The organism is Noviherbaspirillum galbum (assembly GCF_010974945.1).
GTDB lineage: Bacteria > Pseudomonadota > Gammaproteobacteria > Burkholderiales > Burkholderiaceae_D > Noviherbaspirillum > Noviherbaspirillum galbum.
In genome coordinates this window covers 119,909-138,286 of the sequence record NZ_JAAIVB010000045.1, presented here as the reverse complement: position 1 = coordinate 138,286, position 18,378 = coordinate 119,909, and the positions used below count along the sequence as shown (strand labels likewise).

Annotated in this window: 17 protein-coding genes; 4 read left to right on the top strand and 13 right to left on the bottom strand. The window is 60.2% G+C overall.

Translation table 11 applies throughout. The annotated features are described in order from the left end of the window. Nucleotides 1-248: 248 nt before the first annotated feature. Complete coding sequence (locus G3574_RS28100; protein WP_205609786.1) at nucleotides 249-806, bottom strand: hypothetical protein; 558 nt, start codon at nucleotides 804-806, stop codon at nucleotides 249-251. Nucleotides 807-971: 165 nt separating this feature from the next. On the opposite strand from G3574_RS28100, the gene G3574_RS14035 reads away from it, so the two are divergent. After that, complete coding sequence (locus tag G3574_RS14035) at nucleotides 972-1,829, top strand: class I SAM-dependent methyltransferase (RefSeq protein WP_163964228.1); 858 nt, start codon at nucleotides 972-974, stop codon at nucleotides 1,827-1,829. A 365-nt stretch (nucleotides 1,830-2,194) separates the two neighbouring features. On the opposite strand, the gene G3574_RS14030 is transcribed toward G3574_RS14035, so the two are convergent. The 3 genes from G3574_RS14030 to G3574_RS14020 all read right to left on the bottom strand — a co-directional run bounded on the left by G3574_RS14030 (nucleotide 2,195) and on the right by G3574_RS14020 (nucleotide 5,367). Beyond that, complete coding sequence (locus tag G3574_RS14030) at nucleotides 2,195-3,097, bottom strand: DMT family transporter (RefSeq protein WP_163964178.1); 903 nt, start codon at nucleotides 3,095-3,097, stop codon at nucleotides 2,195-2,197. Between the two features lie 53 nt (nucleotides 3,098-3,150). Continuing rightward, complete coding sequence (locus tag G3574_RS14025) at nucleotides 3,151-4,335, bottom strand: NAD(P)/FAD-dependent oxidoreductase (RefSeq protein ID WP_163964177.1); 1,185 nt, start codon at nucleotides 4,333-4,335, stop codon at nucleotides 3,151-3,153. A gap of 99 nt (nucleotides 4,336-4,434) precedes the next feature. After that, nucleotides 4,435-5,367: an AraC family transcriptional regulator gene (locus G3574_RS14020; RefSeq protein WP_205609785.1), complete on the bottom strand. Its 933-nt coding sequence runs from the start codon at nucleotides 5,365-5,367 to the stop codon at nucleotides 4,435-4,437. Nucleotides 5,368-5,405: 38 nt separating this feature from the next. Here G3574_RS14020 and G3574_RS14015 point away from each other — a divergent pair, with 38 nt between their 5' ends. Next, nucleotides 5,406-6,965 (top strand): cytochrome P450, encoded by a 1,560-nt coding sequence (locus G3574_RS14015; RefSeq protein ID WP_268958886.1) that lies wholly within the window; start codon nucleotides 5,406-5,408, stop codon nucleotides 6,963-6,965. Here the strand turns inward: G3574_RS14015 and G3574_RS14010 are convergent. From G3574_RS14010 to G3574_RS13995, 4 genes are all read right to left on the bottom strand, one after another. Then, complete coding sequence (locus G3574_RS14010; RefSeq protein ID WP_163964176.1) at nucleotides 6,904-8,397, bottom strand: tripartite tricarboxylate transporter permease; 1,494 nt, start codon at nucleotides 8,395-8,397, stop codon at nucleotides 6,904-6,906. The genes G3574_RS14015 and G3574_RS14010 overlap by 62 nt on opposite strands. Continuing rightward, nucleotides 8,397-8,819, bottom strand: coding sequence for a tripartite tricarboxylate transporter TctB family protein (locus G3574_RS14005; RefSeq protein WP_163964175.1), 423 nt, complete (start codon nucleotides 8,817-8,819; stop codon nucleotides 8,397-8,399). The genes G3574_RS14010 and G3574_RS14005 overlap by 1 nt, the downstream gene beginning before the upstream one ends. A 4-nt stretch (nucleotides 8,820-8,823) precedes the next feature. Then, nucleotides 8,824-9,801, bottom strand: coding sequence for a tripartite tricarboxylate transporter substrate binding protein (locus G3574_RS14000; RefSeq protein ID WP_328804786.1), 978 nt, complete (start codon nucleotides 9,799-9,801; stop codon nucleotides 8,824-8,826). Nucleotides 9,802-9,867: 66 nt separating this feature from the next. Continuing rightward, on the bottom strand, nucleotides 9,868-10,749 hold the full coding sequence (locus tag G3574_RS13995) for a fumarylacetoacetate hydrolase family protein (RefSeq protein ID WP_235953427.1): 882 nt from the start codon (nucleotides 10,747-10,749) through the stop codon (nucleotides 9,868-9,870). Nucleotides 10,750-10,877: 128 nt separating this feature from the next. Between G3574_RS13995 and G3574_RS13990 the strand changes: the two genes are divergently transcribed. Continuing rightward, nucleotides 10,878-11,615, top strand: a complete 738-nt coding sequence (locus G3574_RS13990; RefSeq protein ID WP_235953425.1) for a FadR/GntR family transcriptional regulator — start codon at nucleotides 10,878-10,880, stop codon at nucleotides 11,613-11,615. Nucleotides 11,616-11,681: 66 nt separating this feature from the next. On the opposite strand, the gene G3574_RS13985 is transcribed toward G3574_RS13990, so the two are convergent. The 3 genes from G3574_RS13985 to G3574_RS28945 form a co-directional block, all read right to left on the bottom strand. After that, the gene (locus G3574_RS13985) at nucleotides 11,682-12,566 is read right to left on the bottom strand and encodes a class II aldolase/adducin family protein (RefSeq protein WP_163964174.1); all 885 of its coding nucleotides are present in this window, start codon (nucleotides 12,564-12,566) and stop codon (nucleotides 11,682-11,684) included. A 327-nt stretch (nucleotides 12,567-12,893) separates the two neighbouring features. Next, a complete protein-coding gene (locus tag G3574_RS13980) occupies nucleotides 12,894-13,421 on the bottom strand; it encodes an RNA polymerase sigma factor (protein WP_163964173.1) in 528 nt (175 codons plus the stop codon). A gap of 11 nt (nucleotides 13,422-13,432) precedes the next feature. Then, nucleotides 13,433-13,639 carry a YgaP family membrane protein gene (locus G3574_RS28945; RefSeq protein WP_407941671.1) on the bottom strand — a complete coding sequence of 69 codons (207 nt, stop codon included), beginning with the start codon at nucleotides 13,637-13,639 and terminating at the stop codon, nucleotides 13,433-13,435. A gap of 650 nt (nucleotides 13,640-14,289) precedes the next feature. Here G3574_RS28945 and G3574_RS13970 point away from each other — a divergent pair. Continuing rightward, nucleotides 14,290-15,972, top strand: a complete 1,683-nt coding sequence (locus G3574_RS13970) for a tannase/feruloyl esterase family alpha/beta hydrolase (protein ID WP_163964170.1) — start codon at nucleotides 14,290-14,292, stop codon at nucleotides 15,970-15,972. 509 nt (nucleotides 15,973-16,481) lie between these two features. Here G3574_RS13970 and G3574_RS13965 read toward each other — a convergent pair. Next, nucleotides 16,482-16,769, bottom strand: a complete 288-nt coding sequence (locus G3574_RS13965) for a TIGR02647 family protein (protein ID WP_163964168.1) — start codon at nucleotides 16,767-16,769, stop codon at nucleotides 16,482-16,484. Between the two features lie 374 nt (nucleotides 16,770-17,143). Next, a complete protein-coding gene (locus G3574_RS13960) occupies nucleotides 17,144-18,373 on the bottom strand; it encodes an HPP family protein (RefSeq protein ID WP_163964165.1) in 1,230 nt (409 codons plus the stop codon). Nucleotides 18,374-18,378 lie beyond the last annotated feature (5 nt).

Genomic DNA, 18,378 nt, shown 5'->3' with positions numbered 1-18,378 from the left:
CAACGTGATTTCTGAGCATCACCTGAAGGCGCAATGCGGCAGGCCGATCAGTAGCATTTAAGCGTACGTCCGCTAATGGAGACATTCACAGTTAGGTTAGGGTCGGCAAGGGTCTCTCGCCAGCGGTCAGCCAAGGTCTGCAAAGCGACCTGTAGCAGCCGGCAGGCGGTTCCATCCTACCGCCGAGTCCGGCCGGCAACGGACGGTCATGATAGCCGTCCAACATTTGAAATCCGATCGTGCTTTGATTACCATACCCCCAGCTTCCGCATCAGTTCGGAGAAATGCCAGTGAGAAGAGGCTTCTGACGCAAGCTTGGAAGAATTGTCCTCGGCACCGTGAATATATTCTTCTGCGAGGTTTTTCCAGCCTTTTGTCACCGCGAACTGGCCGAATTCTTCAGGCGCTTCGAATACCATTAGCATTTCATCCTGCATGCCGGGGTCGCCATAAGCAAAGTCGGGGCCTTTGTAACCCAGCGAACGCAGTCTCGAGAGAACCTGCCTGATGATCATCAGATCTTCGTAGAGGGGCGTACCGCCCATCGACGATGCCATTTCGACATAAACGTCAACGATCGCATAACTTTGATCAACGATATGGATTGACTTGACATCCCATTGTTGCCCGTGTGAATCAAAAATGCTGAACGGACCGCTGAGCATGATGTGGTGGTCTTTATCCATACCGGAAGAATACAGAAATGAGTCTCTTATGGCATGAGACGGAACGGTCGAAATGCAACACTCTTCACAATATCGCTCAGTTGCTGCCCAAGCCAAACCATGCCGCTTGCGGAAGGTCATAGGTCAGCAGTGCGATAATCAGCGTTGTCGGGGACGTATTTTTCATGTGGCCCCTGCATCGGATCCATTCTCTATCGATGGGTCGGTAAAAAGCTGAGACCCATCATGCCCAAACTCAACGGCCAAAATCTGGCCGCCCGCACTTTTGAATCGAACCTTTCCATCATGAGTAACAATCCCGATATCAAGCCCGGTCAGTCGGTCGAACTGCTTAAAGAGCTACATATTCTGACCAGCGATGGCAGGCTAAACCAAGATAGCCGCCGTAAGCTCAAACAGGTCTACCACCTCTACCAGTTTATCGAACCGCTGCTATTGGCTGTGCAGCAGATTCATGCCGATATCAGCCTCGTGGATCATGGCGCGGGCAAGTCCTATCTCGGTTTTATCCTTTATGACCTGTTTTTTAAAAAACTGCACGACAAGTCGCGCATCTACGGGATCGAAACCCGTGATGAATTGGTCAAGAAATCGCAGGAACTAGCGCAGAGATTGAAGTTTTCCGGAATGACGTTCCTGAATTTATCGGTAGCCGAATCAACCGATTCGACGCAGTTACCGGAAACAGTCGATGTCGTTACTGCGTTGCATGCGTGCAATACGGCAACCGATGACGCCATTCGTTTCGCACTGCAAAAACAGGCGAAGTTCATCGTGCTTGTGCCGTGCTGCCAGGCGGAAGTTGCCTCCATCTTAAAGGCGAACAAAGGCAAGGCACTGGGCCGGGACAACCTGACCGAATTGTGGCGTCATCCCATTCACACTCGTGAATTTGGCAGTCACGTCACCAATGTCCTGCGATGTTTGCAATTGGAAGCGCACGGCTACCAAGTCACTGCGACGGAACTGGTGGGGTGGGAGCATTCCATGAAAAATGAATTGATTATTGCCAGCTACAAGGGCTTGCCAACCAGAGGTCCTAGCAAGCGCTTGCAAGAGGTGATGCGGGAGCTAGGGCTGGAAGAAATGAGGGAGCGTTTTTTTACACCGCGACTTGCCACTGAATTGGTATCGCAAAAATAAATGCGCTGCGCTATCCGCCTGCGTTCTCATTTTATGGTGATTCCACTTATTGACAGGTAAGGAGTGAATCGCCTTCCGGATTTTGGGACAGTGAAGATCCCTCAATAAGTGTTTACACAGCGCTCTAACAATGCACGGACGTCAGTAAAGGTTCAGTCCGTGTGAGAACGCCTTGACCGCTAGCATGCCTATCCCGTTTTCATGTGAAAGTCGGGTATCGGGATGAAGCAATGGCAGCTTGGGGTCGATTTGCGGCGATGACACGCACAACTCACAGGGCAGATTTGCAGCGATAAACGGGCATTAAAAAACTCCATGCAAAACTATGCATGGAGGACTGCAAAACAATCGAACGCCAGTTGCAATTACTGCGGCGCCCGACGGCTCTCGCCATGCGCCTGCCAGTCTCCCGATCCCAGGGAGGCCCAGAGCACGGCGCCGCAGATGAGGCCGCCGCCTAGCAGGGTCCGAAGGCTCGGGATTTCGCCGATCAGCAGCCACGCCAGCAAGATGCCATATACCGGCTCCAGCCCGAACACGATGCTGGTCGTCTGGACGCGGAGATGGCGAAGGCTTGCAACGACCAGGCCTTGCCCCAACGCCGTGAACACGACACCCAGGACGGCAAGGTAGGCCATGTCATGCGCCGAAAGCGTCCCATGCCATCGCAATGCGAAAGGGAGGGTGCACAGGGCGGCGACTCCCTGCTGGTAGAAGGAGACGGTCACCGCGGGATACCTGCCTGCGTAGGTCCGGCTCAGCAGGCACAGCACCGCATACATGAACGCCGAGCCGATACCCCACAGCAGGCCTTGGGTCAGTCGGTTGCCTACGTCGAAGCTTGGCGTCACCAGCACCAGCCCGGCCATGACCACGAACGCGGTGACGATGTCCTGCCGCCGGAGCCGTTCTCCAAAGATCGCCGGCTCGAGGAAGGTCGTGAATAGCGGAAACGTCGAGAATGCCAGCAAGCCGATGGCCACCGTCGACACCTGGATGGAAAGGAAAAAGGTGAGCCAGTGCGCGGCCAGGATCACGCCCGACAGCACGACCATCGCCAGGTCGCGCGCGCCGCGAAGCCGCAGGCTCGCGCTCGTCGCCATGGCGAACAGGAAAAGCGCCACGCTGCCGAACGCCGTCCGTCCCGTCACCAGGATCTCGGGCGTGACCGTGAGCAGCTTGGCGAACAGGCCCGCGCCGCCCGCGAGCAAGACGGCGACATGGATCTGGGCGAGCCCGATCCGGTGCTTCTTTTCATCTTGCCGCATGTCAGCGTTTCAACATTTGCATGAGCCCATCGTCAACCGGCGCCTAGTGGCCGTCAAAGGATGCCGCGTTCCGGATAGGGCGCCTGCCTGATCACCCGCTCGTAGCCGAGGCGGCTGAGATCGATCGATTCGAAGCGCCCCTTGTCGATCAATTCCGCGATGCCGCGCCCGGCCGCCGGCGCGTGCATCATGCCGTGGCCGGAAAAGCCGGTGGCGACGTAGAAATTTTCGTGGTTGCCCGTCCAGTTGCCGATGATGGGATTGCCGTCGAGCTCGCACTGCTCGTAGAGCCCAGACCAGGTGCGATGGCATTTCACGCCCTCGAACGCCGTCGGAAAGCGATGCGCCAGGGCCGGCCAGACCACTTCGTCGAAGTAGTGATGGTCGACCTCGAAGTTGAAGCCTCTCGGCTCATCGGAATTGACCAGCCCGCCTGAAAACCCTTGTCCTTCGGAACGGAAGGCGAGCCGGTTCAGATCCTTCACATAGGGCAACGGTTCGATCTGGCGCTGGCCGGTAAAGTAATGCTCGAACCGGCGCAGCGGCGAGACCGGAAGATACATGCCTGCCATCGCGCTGACCTGGGCCGACCAGGCGCCTGCGGCGTTGACGAAGTGGTCGGCGGCCAGCGACGTGCCGCTGGCCAGCGCCGCCCCGTTGATCCGGCCGGACGACCAGGTGAAACCGCCGACCCGATCCTTGATGAATTCCACGCCGAGCGCCTTGCACTTCTTGCGCACGCCCTGCAGGAAACTGTTCGGGTCGCACCAGCCGTCCTTCGGCGAATAGGCGGCGCCATCGAGGTCGTCGACGTGCATCGAAGGAAGCAGTTGCTTGAGGCCTTGCCGGTCGAGCATCCGGATGTCCGCGCCCAGCGACCGCTGCACGTCCGCATTTTCTTCCAGCATCCGCAAGGCATTCGATCCGGTCACGATGAACAGGTAGCCTTGCTCGACCCAGTCGATCGGCGCGGGATTACCGTCCACGGCCATTTCTTCGGCGAAGTTCTTGATGCGGTCGATGCTGAAGTTGGACATCTCGATGTTTTCCGGACAGGAAAACAAGCGCCTCGCGCCGCCGGACGCGTGCACCGTCGACGCATATTCGTAGGTCGGATCGGGTTCGACGATGGCAACCTCCGTCCCCGGATTCCGCTGTTTCAGGAAATAGGCGACGTAACAGCCAACGATGCCGCCGCCGGCGATGAGGACGTCATATCTGCTTCGCAAGCCGTTCATGCCCTTGCCTTTCACCGTGATTGCGCAAGCAGGGATGATAACCCGACCCATGCCAGTCAGCCGGCAGGCCTCGCATCGTGGACGCTCCGGGACGGCCGCTCATACCCAAAGCCGGTACATCCAGAAGGACTCGTCTTCGAGAAAGCGGCTGGCAAATTCGGTCGGCGCGAACCCGGTGATGCGCTTGGACGCCCGGATCATGTGCGCCTGGTCGACGAAGCCTTCTTCCTGTGCCAGCGCCGCCCAGTCGAATGGCAGTCCCGCCTCGTGCCGGTCCCGTGCCGCGAAGAACAAGCCTTCCGTCCGGACGAGGGATTGCCATTCCCGCATCGACCTGCCGCTGAACGACTTGATGCGGCGTTCGACATGCCGCGGACTATGCACGCGCTGCCATTGCTGTGCTTGCCACGCCAGGCGCTCCACCCAGTGGCGTCCCAGCTGGCGCAGGGACGGCTGCGCCGAGTCGCGGCCCTGCACGCCTTGCCAGGGCCGCGCCAGGTGGCGTTCCAGCACCTGCATCAGGTCTGCGTCGGCGCTGGCAAGCAGTTCCTGCCACAGCGGCGCCCAACGGTCGCTCGTGACCTGGTCGGCAGGTACGAAGCGATCCTGGATTGCCGCGAGGTCGAGGTCGAACAGGGCTCGGGCAGCGTCCGCGCTGAAACACGCCATGTAGCCGCGTCCCGTCGAAGGCGCCCAGCTGGTGGTCGGACACGACTGGCTGCCCGAGATGACGACCCGTGCGCCAAAAGGCTGCCAAGACCCGCCATCCTTGCCGCGTTCCACCATGCCTGCCTCGACGTGGAACCACGAGATCGATACCAGCGGCGATGCCGGAAAGTGCGTCAGCCGTTGTGCGCTGCTCAGGGACAGTCCCGTCGTATTCCTGCCCACCAGCGCGACCAGCGCCCCTTGCAGCGCCGGCGGCGCCAGCTGCAGCCACTCGCTGGCCGCGCCCGCTTCCCTGGCGAGGCAGGGTGCCCGCTCCAACGGGTCGGGGTGAAGCGGCAGATCGTTCGGTTGTGCGACTTCCATGGTGAATCCAGGTGGCAAATCCATGGCGCCGATTTTACATGTCGTTTTCATACAATACCGTCATGCCCGCCTGGCGCACACTATGCCGCATGAAACCTACCTCGACATCCCAATCCTCCCAGTGCCCCTTCCATGCTCCGGCCGAAGACGCGTCATCGGCGCGCCAGGCCCACCCGCCCGGCGTCTGGCCGCCGGGGCCGCGATCCGGCCTGACCGGCTGGGGACTCCTGCGCCGCATGTCGCGCGATCCGCTGGGCACCTTCGCCGACCTGCGGCAACGCCATGGCGACATCATCCACTGCCGGATCTGGCCGGAACACCAGATCGTCCTGGCCGACCCGCAGCTGGTGCGTGAATTGCTGGTCAGCCAGCATGAGCCCTTGATTCGCTGGGAACGCGGCATCCAGGTGTTTTCGCAGCTGCACGGAAAAAGCGTGCTGACCGCCGAAGGCGAGGCATGGCGGTCGAAGCGGCATGCGCTGCAGCCGGGCTTTTCACCGAAGAACGTCCAGTCCTTCGTTCCCGTCATCGCGGCCGCGGCCGACAGTGCCTTCGCGCAGTGGCAGGCCGACGGCTCGCGGTGGCCGATCGAAAGCGCATTCACGTCGCTCGGAATGGACGTCATCATGCGGATGATGTTTTCCAGCGAGATCGATGAGGATGCGCGCGCCGCCGAGTGGGCCGTGCATGCCACTGCGGTGGCCGGCAATGCCGAGATGTACTGGCCGGCGAGCTGGCCCGACTGGATGCCATGGAAGCGGACCAAGCGGCGGGCGATCGCCGTGCTCAACCGCCTGGTCGACCGCCAGATCGATGCGCGGCTGGCGCTTGCGCGCGACGCCTGGCCGATGGATTTGCTGAGCCGGTTGCTGGCCCTGCATGATGAGGATCCCTCGGCATGGCCCTTGAAAGCGGTGCATGATGAATGCATGACGGCATTCCTGGCCGGACATGAAACGGCGGCGGCAACCCTGACCTGGTGGGCATGGTGCATGGCTGCCAACCCGGAGGCGCAAACGGCGGCGCGGCGCGAAGTCGAAACCATCCTGCAAGGCCGTGCGCCCGCCGCAAGCGACCTGCCTTCGCTGGTCTACCTGGGGCAGACGCTGCAGGAGACGCTGCGCCTGTATCCGGCCGCGCCCGTGCTCCTGTCCCGGCGCTCCGTCCGGCCGATCACGCTCGGCGCCTGGCAGTTTCCCGCCCGCACGATGTTCACGGTCCCGGTGCAGTTGATGCATCACGACCCGCGCTGGTTTCCGGATCCGCTGGCGTATCGTCCGGAACGTTTCGCGCCGGGCGCGCCAGCCATCCCGAGAGGCGCCTTCATGCCGTTCGGCACCGGCCCGCGGGTATGTCTCGGCCAGCACCTGGCCATGGCCGAGATGACGGTGATCGCGGCCATGTTCCTGCAGCGCTTCGCGGTGACGGCGCCCGCAGGGATGCCGGCGCCGCGGCCGGAATTCAACATCACCTTGCGGCCGGAGGTGCCGTTGCACCTGTCGCTCGCCAGCACGTCTGCGCCGGCGAGCGTCGATATCAGGCTGGCTGCGGCCGCTTCCTCGCTTTCAGGAAGAACGCCACGATCTGCCACAAGATGAACACGCCTATCATGCTCAGCAGGACGGCGCTGATGGGATGCTCCAGGAAGGAACCGATGCGTCCGCGGCTGAGCAGCATCTGCCGGCGGAAGTACTCCTCCAGCATGGGCCCGAGGATAAAGCCCAACATCAGCGGTGCGGCTTCCAGTCCCATGCGCATGAACAGATAACCGATCAGGCCGAAGGTGGCGGTGATGTAGATGTCGTCGATGTTATTGTTGATGCTGTAGGTGCCTATGCAGCAGAAGAACAAGATCGACGGGAACAGCACATCAAACGGGATCTTGAACACCGATAGCCAGTAACGCACCAGCGGCACATTCAAGATCACCAGGAAGCAGTTACCCACCCACATGCTGGCCACCAGGCCCCAGAACAGGTCGGGATGCTCGCCTATCATGTTCGGGCCGGGCTGCACGCCCTTGACGATAAAGGCTGCGAGCATCAGGGCCATGACGGCATTTTCCGGTATGCCTATGCTCATCAGCGGGATGAAACTGGTGCGGGCCGCGGCTTCGTCGGCGGCAGCCTGGCCGGCCACGCCTTCGATCGCGCCCTGGCCGATTTCATGTTTGTACTTGCTGAATTTTTTCTCTGCGCCGTACGCAGCGAATTGCGCGATCACCGGCCCGCCGCCGGGCAGGATGCCGAGCGCGGATCCGATCACGCTGCCGCGCAATGCACTGGGGATGATGCGCTTGAACTCGGGCCATGTCGGCATCAGCTTGATGGTGCCGTTGAATGGCGTATGGTCTTTGTGGCTGTCCAGGTTTTTGACGATTTCAGCGATGCCGAAGCAGCCCAGCGCAATGCTGATCAGCCCCACGCCGTCGGCCAGGAAACTCAGGTCCATGGTAAAGCGCTGGATACCGCTGTTGACGTCGGTGCCCACTTCACCCAGCAGCACGCCGACCAGGGTCATGGCCAGGCCATTCAAGAGGCTGCCGGTGGTGACGAAGCTGACGCACACGAAACCCACCAGCATCAGCGCGCAATAATCCGCCGGGCCAAACAGGAAGGCGACTTCGCCCAGCAGCGGCGAGAGCGTCGCCAGCACCACGATCGCGACCGTGCCGCCAATGAAGCTGGAGATGCCCGCCGTGAACAGGGCCAGGCCGGTCTTGCCGTTGAGCGTCATCTGGTAGCCGTCGATACAGGCCACGATGCTGCTGGCATGCGGGATCTTCATGGTGATCGCGCTGACGCTGTCGCCATACTGCGCGCCGTAGTAAATCCCGGCCAGCATGATCAGTGCGCCAGTGGTCGGGATCGAATAGGTCAGCGGCAGCAGCAGGCTGATGGTGGACAGCGGGCCAAGCCCGGGCAGCATGCCGATCAGGGTGCCGACCACGCAGCCGATCGCGCAATACAATAGGTTATTGAGCGTCAGCGCGTGCTCGAAGCCAAAGGCCAGGTTATGCAGCATTTCCATCAGAACAGGGGCAGCCCGAGGCCGAGTAAGTGTTTGAAGACCAGCGCGATGACGATCAGGCCGGCAGAGATTTTCACATTACGCAGGATCGAATAAGTCGAGGCCGCAAACGAGCTGCAAAACACCAGGAAGATGATCCCCAGCGTCATGTTCACATGCGCCGACAGCACCGCAAAGCCAATCAGCGCCAGCAGGACCACGACGATATTCTTGATCCGATAATCGATCGCGACGCGCTCCATATAGAAAGACTTTACGATGGAGAGCACGCCGATCAACAGCAGCAGGCTGCTGACGATCAGCGGGAACAGGCCGGGGCCGGTGCTGCGCAACTGGCCGATGTCGTATTTGAACGAGGCAAGGCCAAACAGCAGGGCGATACCCACCAGGAAAATTCCGCGCACCAGGTTCAGGTTATTCATCGCCTTACTGGACCTTACCGATGCGTTGCACCACCTTGGCCATGGTCGCGGCGTCCTGCTGGACGAACTTTTCGAATTCCGGGGTATCCAGGAACTGGATGTAAGTACCGGCCGACTCTAGCGCATGCACGGCGCTGGCATCGGCAGCGGCAAATTTCGAGGCTTCGCGCAACTTCGCGACCACGGCGTCAGGCGTGCCGGCCGGCGTGAAAATGCCGGTCCATTGCGTGTAGGTGACCGGGACGCCGAGTTCCTTCATGGTCGGCACGTTCGGCAGGGTCGGGATACGCTTTTCGCCCCACTGGGCCAGGGCGCGCAGTTTGCCGGCCTGGATATTGGTGGCGACGGTCGACGGGCCGGTCGCGACCATGTCGACCTGCCCGCCCATCAACGCGACCACGGCCGGACCTGCACCGGTATAGGGGATGTGCAGCATGTATGACTGGGTCGCGGCCTTGAACTGCTCGACAGGCACATGCATGGTGCCGTAATTACCCGAGGAGCCGAAGGTGTATTTGCCCGGATTGGCTTTGACCGCGGCTTCGAACTGCTTGAAGTCTTTCCATGGGCTGTTGGCCGGCACCACCAGCACCACCGGGTCGGCGGTGAAGCGGGCGATCGGCTTTAACTGGGACAGCTTGAACATGGGCGGGCGCTTGAGCACCACATCGGCCTCCGGCAGCACCACGACCGAGGACAGCGCCATCATGATGGTGTATCCGTCCGGCTTGGCCTTGGCGGCCGCCGCCATGCCGATGCCGCCGCCGGCGCCGGAGCGATTTTCAATCACGATGGGCTGCTTCAGGTAGCGGCCCATGGCTTCGGCGATCGGGCGCGCTGCAATATCGGCCACCCCGCCCGGCGGGAAAGGCACGATCATGGTGATCGGCCTGCTCGGATAGGCGTCTTGCGCCCACGCCGCACCGCCGGTCGCGGCCGCAGCCAGGCCTGACAAAGCTACAAACAATTTGGACCGAATCACGATTGTCTCCAGAAGGATTTATTTCTTTTTATGGATGATAAACAGGCTGCCGCACTGGCGGCAATCTCAGGCGGTACGAACCCGGTTATTCAATTCGCCCAAGCCGCTGACCGCGATGCGCACCAGGTCGCCGTTCTTCAGAAATTTGGGCGGCGTGAATCCGACGCCGACGCCGACCGGCGTGCCGGTGGCGATGATATCGCCCGGCAGCAAGGTCATGGCCTTCGACAGCGTGGCGATCAGGGTCGGCACATCGAAGATCAGGTCCGTCATTCGGCCAGTCTGGCGCAGTTCGCCGTTGATCCAGGTCTTCACCTCCAGCGTTGCCGGCGAGGCTTCATCGGCAGTCGCGATCCACGGGCCGAGCGGGCAGAAGCTGTCCAGCGACTTGCCGAGGTGCCACTGGGCGTGATTCTTTTGCAGGTCTCGCGCGGTGACGTCATTCAACGCGACATAGCCGAAGACCTTGCTCATCGCGTCCGCCGCGGCGACATTGCGGCACTCCGCGCCGATCACGAAGCCGATCTCACCTTCATAGTCCACGGAGCTGGTGTGTTCTGGATCGAACACGATATCGTCAGTCGGGCCCGCCAGCGAAGTGGTGGCCTTGGTGAACAGCTGGGGGAAGGCCGGCACGGCGGCAGCAGCGGTGGTGGCATTGAAGCCGCTCTTGTCGAATTCGCTCGCATGTTCCACATAATTTTTACCGACCGCCATGATGTTGCGCACAGGCGCGGAGATGGGCGCCAGGAACGTCACCTCGGAAAAGCCGGCTTCGCCCTCTTTCAAGGCTTCCAGTTCCGCGCGGCTGCTGCGGCGCTCGATCACGGCTTGCACCGGGTTCTGGTGATGCGCGAAGCTGCCGCCGACGAAGCTGACCTTGGCATTCGCCTCATCCACCAGCACCAGCCGCACCTTGGCATTATGGGAAACACGTCCTATTTTCATACCGTTCCTATTGGTTTAAAAAGCCGACCAAATTCGTCGTAATTGGTCCATTGTAGGGCAATAATGGCGCCGGCGGCAAAGCAAATTCGCTCACTCTCCCAGCGAAGCTGGTTGCGAAAGAAGTTGCATTGTATCGCGCCAAATTGGTTTATTTTGGTTTCAAGAAGCCTCAAGCTTGCTATCATGCGCTCAAACGAGGAAACCCTATGGACAATGCCGCAGTACTGAAAGAAGCGATCCTGGCCAAGCTCAATGCCGGCGAATGGCGCCCTGGCCATCGCATTGCGACCGAGCGCGCGCTGAGCGAGAGTTTCGGCATCGGCCGCTCCGCGGTGCGGCGTGTGCTGGCCGAACTCAAACAGGCCGGCATCATCACCCAGACGGTGGGCAGCGGCACTTTTGTCAGCGACAGCTTCACACCCTCCCCGGCAGCAGCCGGCGGTAGCAATGTCAGCCCGTATGAATTGATGGAGGCGCGGCTGGCCATCGAAATCGCCATCGTTGAAATGATCATCCGTAATGCCTCGCAGAGCGATTTTGCGCAGATGGCGCTGTGCTGCGACAAGGCCGAGGCTGCCACCAGCATGGAAGAGTTCGAACGCTGGGACGGCCAGCTTCACGAATGCATGGCGCGGGCCGCCCATAATGCCCTGGTCGACCAGGTATTCGCACTGATCAAGCAAGGCCGCGCGCAAGACGACTGGGGCGCCCTCAAGCGCGACAGCCTCACGCCGGAGCGGCGCCAGGCCTACCAGGTGGAACACCGGCAGATCGTCAACGCCCTGCGCGACCGCGACCTGGCGCGCGCTACCGAAGCCACGCGCGCCCACCTGCTGCGTGTGCGGCATAACTTGCTCGGCATTTGAGGCGCTGGTCAGCTCATCTGGCTGAATTCATCTGCGCTTCCCTGGCCGGAAAATCACTTGCCGGTATCACTTTCCATTCACGCGCAGACTCCACAGCTCCCAAGGGCGATTGATGGTCTTCTCAATGGTCTCCTGGGATTTCCTGGTTTCTTCGGGGGTCAGGTACTGTACCGTGCCCAATTTCATCGCTTCCAGCTGGATCGCCGCATTCTGGATCGCGTACACCGAGCGGAACACCACCTTGCGGATCGACTCGCCGGCCGCTGCGTAGCCGTGGCCGCGCATCAGCACGAAATTGTTTGCGCCCATGGTCTTGACCAGCGCTTCGCCGAGATCGGTGTTGCTGACGAACATGTCGGTGTCTGCACTGGGTTTTGCATGGTGACGGATTTCAAACAGCGGCGCGCCTTGCCCGAGGAAGGCGCTCATGTGGTACACCGGGCGCAAGGGCGTTTGTGTCAGGCCAAACGGCAAGACCGCCGACGCATGGCCATGCACCACCGAATTGACATCGGGACGGGCGCGCAGGATGCCGCTATGGATGAATCGCTCGCCATACGCGACGCGGGTATCCCCATTCAAGGCATTGCCGTTCATGTCGAATTCCATGATGTCGCTTGCCTGTACTACCGAAGGGGCGACGCTGCGGGCGAGGAAAAAGGTATTCGGGTTGGTCGGATTACGAATGCTGATGTGACCATAGCCGTCGACCGCGTTCTGGTCGTACAGGATGTGATTGGCCAGCACCAGTTCGTTGATCGCGGCTTTGACGGCCGGTGACTGTTCCATCTGTTCCTGTACGCTGGCAGCGTGCGCGCTGCAGGCTAAGCTGAAGGAAACGCCGGCCAAGGCCGCGCGGCTAAAAACTCTGTTCGCATGCATTCGTGAATCTCCCCTTGTTATCGCTGCCGCTCTTGTTTTATTGCTGTGACTGTCGATATTGCTGTCCATATGTCATGCTGTCATTCAGCCTTGCCGTCATGACGTATCGACAGCAGAAATTCTATCAGCGCACGGATCTCCGCGTAGGCGGACGCAAGAACTTGACTCTTGGCAGTTTTGCCTTGTTCAGCGCTGTCTCAATCAATCCAATCGTCCAACAGAGAGGACAACCTCGAAAGGCAAAAAGCGACCCCATGGCTGCCAGAATCGAGAGGACCGTTTCTCCTTGATGATGAATTGCCCAGTAGATGAGAAAAACTCCAACTCCTCCGCGAATGAGATGTCCCGTCAAACTCACGCTCGCAAATAGGCCCACCGGGTTTCGGCTAAACAAATTCATTCATCTTCTCCTGTCAGCAGATATTCCCTGATCAAAGTGCGTGCGCGATGAAGCCGGCTCTTTGCAGCTTCTTTGGAAATGCCGAGCGCAAGCGCAATTTCATGAATGGTCAATTCCTGCAAATCGCGCAGCACGATAATTTCACGGTACTGCGCCGGCAGAGACTCCAGGGCCCGCACGAGATCGATGCGTAATTCATCGGTCGGAACCCTGGAAAAATGCGCGGAATTTTCCAGTAGATGCACCTCATCCGTGCCGCGCAATAGCATCAGCGCCGGTAGAAGACACAGGCGAGCAATAACGCGCAGCAGCCATTTGCTCATGGCATAAACGCTTTTGATGCTGCCGACGCGCCGGTACAAGATCAAGAGCGTCTCTTGCACCACGTCGTCGATGGCGGAAAAGCGTCGGCATTGGTAGGCGGCGTAGCGGCGAATGTCGGGTTGCAGCTGTACGAGCAATTGCTCCAGCGCAGCTGGGTCTCCAGCCTGCGCTGCCGCAAAGGTTTGGGGATGGATGTTCATGCCAATTCCAATTAGCTGTCACACGTCTGTTTCCCGCCAATCGCACAAGCCGGGCAATAGCGGATTATCCCGGTCAGCATCGTGACTCCGCCTACCGCAGCGACAAAGATGCCCAGCGGCATCGCTTGGAGACCTACTATCCCGCAAAGCATCATTATCATTCCCGCGACTATACGGACGATTCTTTCCCGGCGGCCTACGTTTTTACGAATTGGCATCATCATAGTTCCTTAGTCATGAATTGGTTAAAACAGTGATCGCAATCGAAACTGCAAAGACAAGGAGGGAACGAGGCAGCAAAAGGATTCGCGCGGAGGAAAATATTTTTGTGGGTCGTTGGCGCTGCAGGCCGCTCCTGGTAGGGCGCCACAGTTATGCAACTGGATGCCATGGTTGATGCGACTGACCTACGGACGGCCGAGAGTGATGTCGCAATAAACCGAAATCGCGGTTGAAGCCGACGCGGCGGGACGGGGCCACCGGACCGTCCTCTGCCGGTCGACTTCACTCTAGGGACGGCGGCTTGGTGGTCCGAAGCTGCCTGCCAAAGGGAAATATTGACAAGAAGAAATCTGCCAAAAGTCTGCGAATTTATTCAGCCAGATGGGGAAAATCAGCGAGCAAGAATAGCGGTCTGATAACGTATCGATCGGGCCGAAGTGGTGAGCAGAAACTGCGCCTCACGAGCGGGGTCACAAGCGGCTTTGAAAGGCGAGTCGTCACCGGGCTGCCGGCGGACGACAGGCCTTCCTGAGCGATGTAACATCACCACACATCGGCGCCCCAGTTTGTGTATGGTCCGTCCATTGAAAATGGTCAGGCCGCACTTTATGCTTGTTTTAAACTATTCGACCCACCGGAGACGACCATGAAGCTGCCCCTCCCTAGACGCCATGTCGCGGCCACCGCCGCAGCGCTCGGCCTGATGGCCGCCGGAGCCGCGCACGCGGGCACTTGCGAGAACCTGACAGTGCTTAACGTCGGCTTGAGCGGCGGCACCATCACCGGTGCGGTAACCGTGCCGGGTCCGAACTTCACCGCGGCTGACGGCGTCACCTACACGAACCTGCCCTCGTTCTGCAAGGTAAGCGTCGTCATGACGCCGACGAGCGACTCCTTCATCAATGTGGAACTCTGGATGCCGGTCAGCAACTGGAACGGCAAGTTCCAAGGTGTTGGCAACGGCGGTTACGCCGGCACCATCCAGCAGGGCCTCTTCACCCTGGCCACCGGCGTGCAGCAGGGTTTCGCGGTGGCGACGACCGACATGGGCACGGCGCCGTCGACGGCCACCAACGGCGACGCGCTGATTGGCCACCCGCAGAAGTGGATCGACTGGGGCTCGCGTGCCACGCACGAGATGACGGTCGCATCCAAGCAGATCATCCAGAGCTACTACTCCGTCCCCCCGACGTATTCGTACTTCACGGGCTGCTCAACTGGCGGCGAGCAGGGCCACATGTCGGCGCAGCGCTATCCGGCCGACTACGACGGCATCCTCATCGGTGATGCTGCGAACAACCGCACCCACGACCACGCTGCTGCGCTCTGGGGCTACCAGTATGCGCACAAGACGCCGCTCGCGCTCTACTTCAGCACCGATCAGACCGGCGCGATGGCGAAGGCGAGCGCCAAGGCGTGCGCCGTCAAGAGCGGCGGCGTAGACGGCGACGGCTTCTTGACCGACCCGCGCGCCTGCGACTGGAATCCGGCGTCGATGCAGTGCACCGGCGCGCCCGACGGCATTTGCCTGACCGCCGACCAGGTCGCGACCGCACGCGCCAAGTACCAGGGCCCGCGCAACCCGGTGACCGGTCGCCAAATCTTCCCCGGCTTGCCTTACGGCAGCGAACCGCCTTCGACCGGCGGTTGGGCCAACCTCGACACGCAGGTTGAGACGCCGTTCGGATCCCTCTTCAAGTGGGTGTTCGGGCCGACGTTCACGTACCTGAACTTTAACTTCGACACCGACATGCAGACACTGGACTCCGTGCTCGCGCCAATCCTTAACGCCAACAGCACCGACCTGTCTGCGTTCAAGGGCCGCGGCGGCAAGATCCTTGCGTACCACGGCTGGTCGGATCCGCTCGCCTCGCCGCAGGACGGCATCAATTACTACGAGCGCCTCGTCGCCGCGCAGGGCGGCAGCACGACCAGCGCCACCAAAGCGGTGCAGGACTACTACCGGCTGTTCATGGTGCCCGGCATGTATCACTGCTCGGGCGGCCCCGGTCCGAACGCCTTCGGGCAGCCATACGGCACGTCCACGACGATCCCCAGGCCGCTTAGCCCCGACGCGGGCCATGACGTCTTCCGTGCGCTGCAGCAGTGGGTCGAAAAGGGCGTGGCTCCGCAGCGTGTCGTTGCCACCAAGTACACCAACGATGATGATACCCAGCCCGTGCTGATGACGCGCCCGCTGTGCGTGTATCCGAACGTCGCGCGCTACAAGGGCTCCGGCGATACGGCCAACGAGGCGAATTTCATATGCGCGCCCACCGTCGGCAAGACCGACCCAGCCCAGGTGCCTGCGCCCGAATACATCAACTGAAAGCGATGGTGGGAAGTCGGTATCCGCAGCCCGACCGAGGGAGCCGCCGCATTCCACGGCGGCTTCGTTGCATAGATACGTTCGTCCACCGCCGAGCGGCGGTTTCAATGCAAGGCAACGACGCACAGCGCGATGGCTTCCTGCCCTGAGGAGCTGTTCAAGTTGGCGTAGCGCATTTAGGGAGGGTCCGAACAAGTCTACCGAGCGCGCCGTGTGATCTTTGAGTGCCGGGAGGAGCGAGCGCGATGAGCCAGAAGAGTTTCTCGGATGCGGCTACGCCGGCAAGCGCAAGACGACGCGGCACGAGTGTGTTCTTCTAGAACCTGGTGAAGAATTGTCGTCCGAAAAGATGAATATGCCTTTCGAGTTCGGCCATGAGCTACAGAACAAGGGATGAGGCAATGATGCCGTAAACAAGCGCTCGCACGGGCACTAAACAGCGGTCGTGATCGGCGACATTTTCAGTTGCCGATCACGACCGCTTCATTGACCGTGCGAGCAATCGCTGATCAGGCGGAAATTTTTACTTCATGTTTGGGCGTGGTAGCAACATGCGCACTACCCTCGGTCAGCAGGGCTAATGCTGCATGCGCATGGTCCAGGGCGTTGCGCCCCAGACTAGTCAGATAGCCGCCATCTGGCTGCGTCACCAGCCCTTTGTCGTACAGACGCCGGGTGGCGGAAATCACTTTGACATCGGCCGTCTGGGTGTGAACCTTGAGGCCTTGCTGATTGGTCACCAAGTCGAAGCGAATCAGTATATTCAATTCTTCGAGCAGCTCAGGCGTGTAGGGCATAGTCAAACCTTTCAGTGGTTGGAGCGCTTTTGATTCTACAGCGATTTTTGGTTGCCGATTTGGATGCAGCCCGAAAGCGCCAGTCTTGGCCGTATAACGGATGGAAGCGGTCCTCGGAAGCCGTCAACGGCGTCAGTGTGGCGCCGAATTCAGCTTCCAGTAAAGCAACCAGTGTCAGAGCTGTGAGCATACCGAACGACCCTGCGCCTGATCTAGCAGGATAGCGCCGGTCGGACCAGCGCCGCAGTCCGTCAGCAATTTGCCGTTCCGGCACATGAATCCGACGGCGCTTGGGGGTGCCGCCAAACATACCTTTAGCGGCGCCGTGTCCCCCACTCGATAATAGATAAGCGCCTTGCTCGACGGAACCCTGCTTACTTCACCAACTTGAGATGCTTTTCATTTGCCGAGGAGGTCGGCGTTTCCATCCCATCTTCCAGGCGAGCACGGTAGACGGCCGTGACCAGGTCGGACTGCGTCAAGATACCAATGACACGGTTCTCCGGGTCGACGACTGGTAGATGCAGGAACCCGCGGGCGAGCGCCCGGGAAACGACTTCGGTGATTGGCTGATTCGGCAAGACAGTTTGTACCTGGCGTGTCATCACGTGGTCCAATGGTTTTTCGCGATGAAGACGCGGCAGGGATTTTCCTTGTGTCGTCGTGTATGTTTCGATCAGATCCTGCAAGGTGACGATACCCACCAAGACTTTCGATTCGTTCACCACGGGCAGCGCGTGAACCTGATGCTGGTCCAGAAGCTTCCATGCCGCGCCCACGGTATTCGATTGGTTAATGGTGATGACATCGCGTGACATCACGTCGGCGCATCGCAGTTCTCCAGAGCGACGCTGGAACGCGTGCAATTCCGCCTGCAGGAGAATCTCTTCAAGATCATCTTCGCTAATGTCGATTAATTCGTCGTGCGACTGTAGCGCCTTATCCATATCCTCTCGGGTAAAGCCGATGCGCCTGAGGGGTGTCCCGTCGGCTGGCTGATGCTTGTTGGAGGTAGTAACGACTGCATGAGGGTAGCGGCGACGCAGGACGTTATTGAATACCAATGCCACGACCAGCAAAAGCACCGAGTTCAAAGCGACCGGTTGCCATAAGAATTTGTAGCCTGCCGCCGTAACGGACGGTCCACCCAGGACGGCGGTCAGCGCGACCGCACCGCTTGGAGGATGCAAACAGCGCAGCGAGAACATGCCAGCAATGGCGATGCCTACCGCCAGCGCCGCTGCCAGTCCCGGGTCCGGCACTTCCTTGGCGACGGACACGCCAATGAAGGCGGACAACAGGTTTCCGCCAAGGAGAGACCATGGCTGGGCAAGCAAGCTGGAGGGGGCCGCGAAGAGCAGCACGGCCGACGCTCCCATCGGGGCAATAAACCAGGGGTTGATCGTTCCCAGCGCGGTGCGGCTGACCCACTCAGTCAAAAGCAAGCCGATGCAGGCGCCCATGCAGGAGTAAAGCCGTTCTCGCTTGCCCGCGTGGACCGGGGCGGGAAGGAAACCTTTAAGCCAAAGCAGCAGTGTTTCTCGGTTACGGTTGCTGGGATGCGCGGATTGAATGAACCTCGTGTGGCCGGGTCGATTGTGCATGCGTG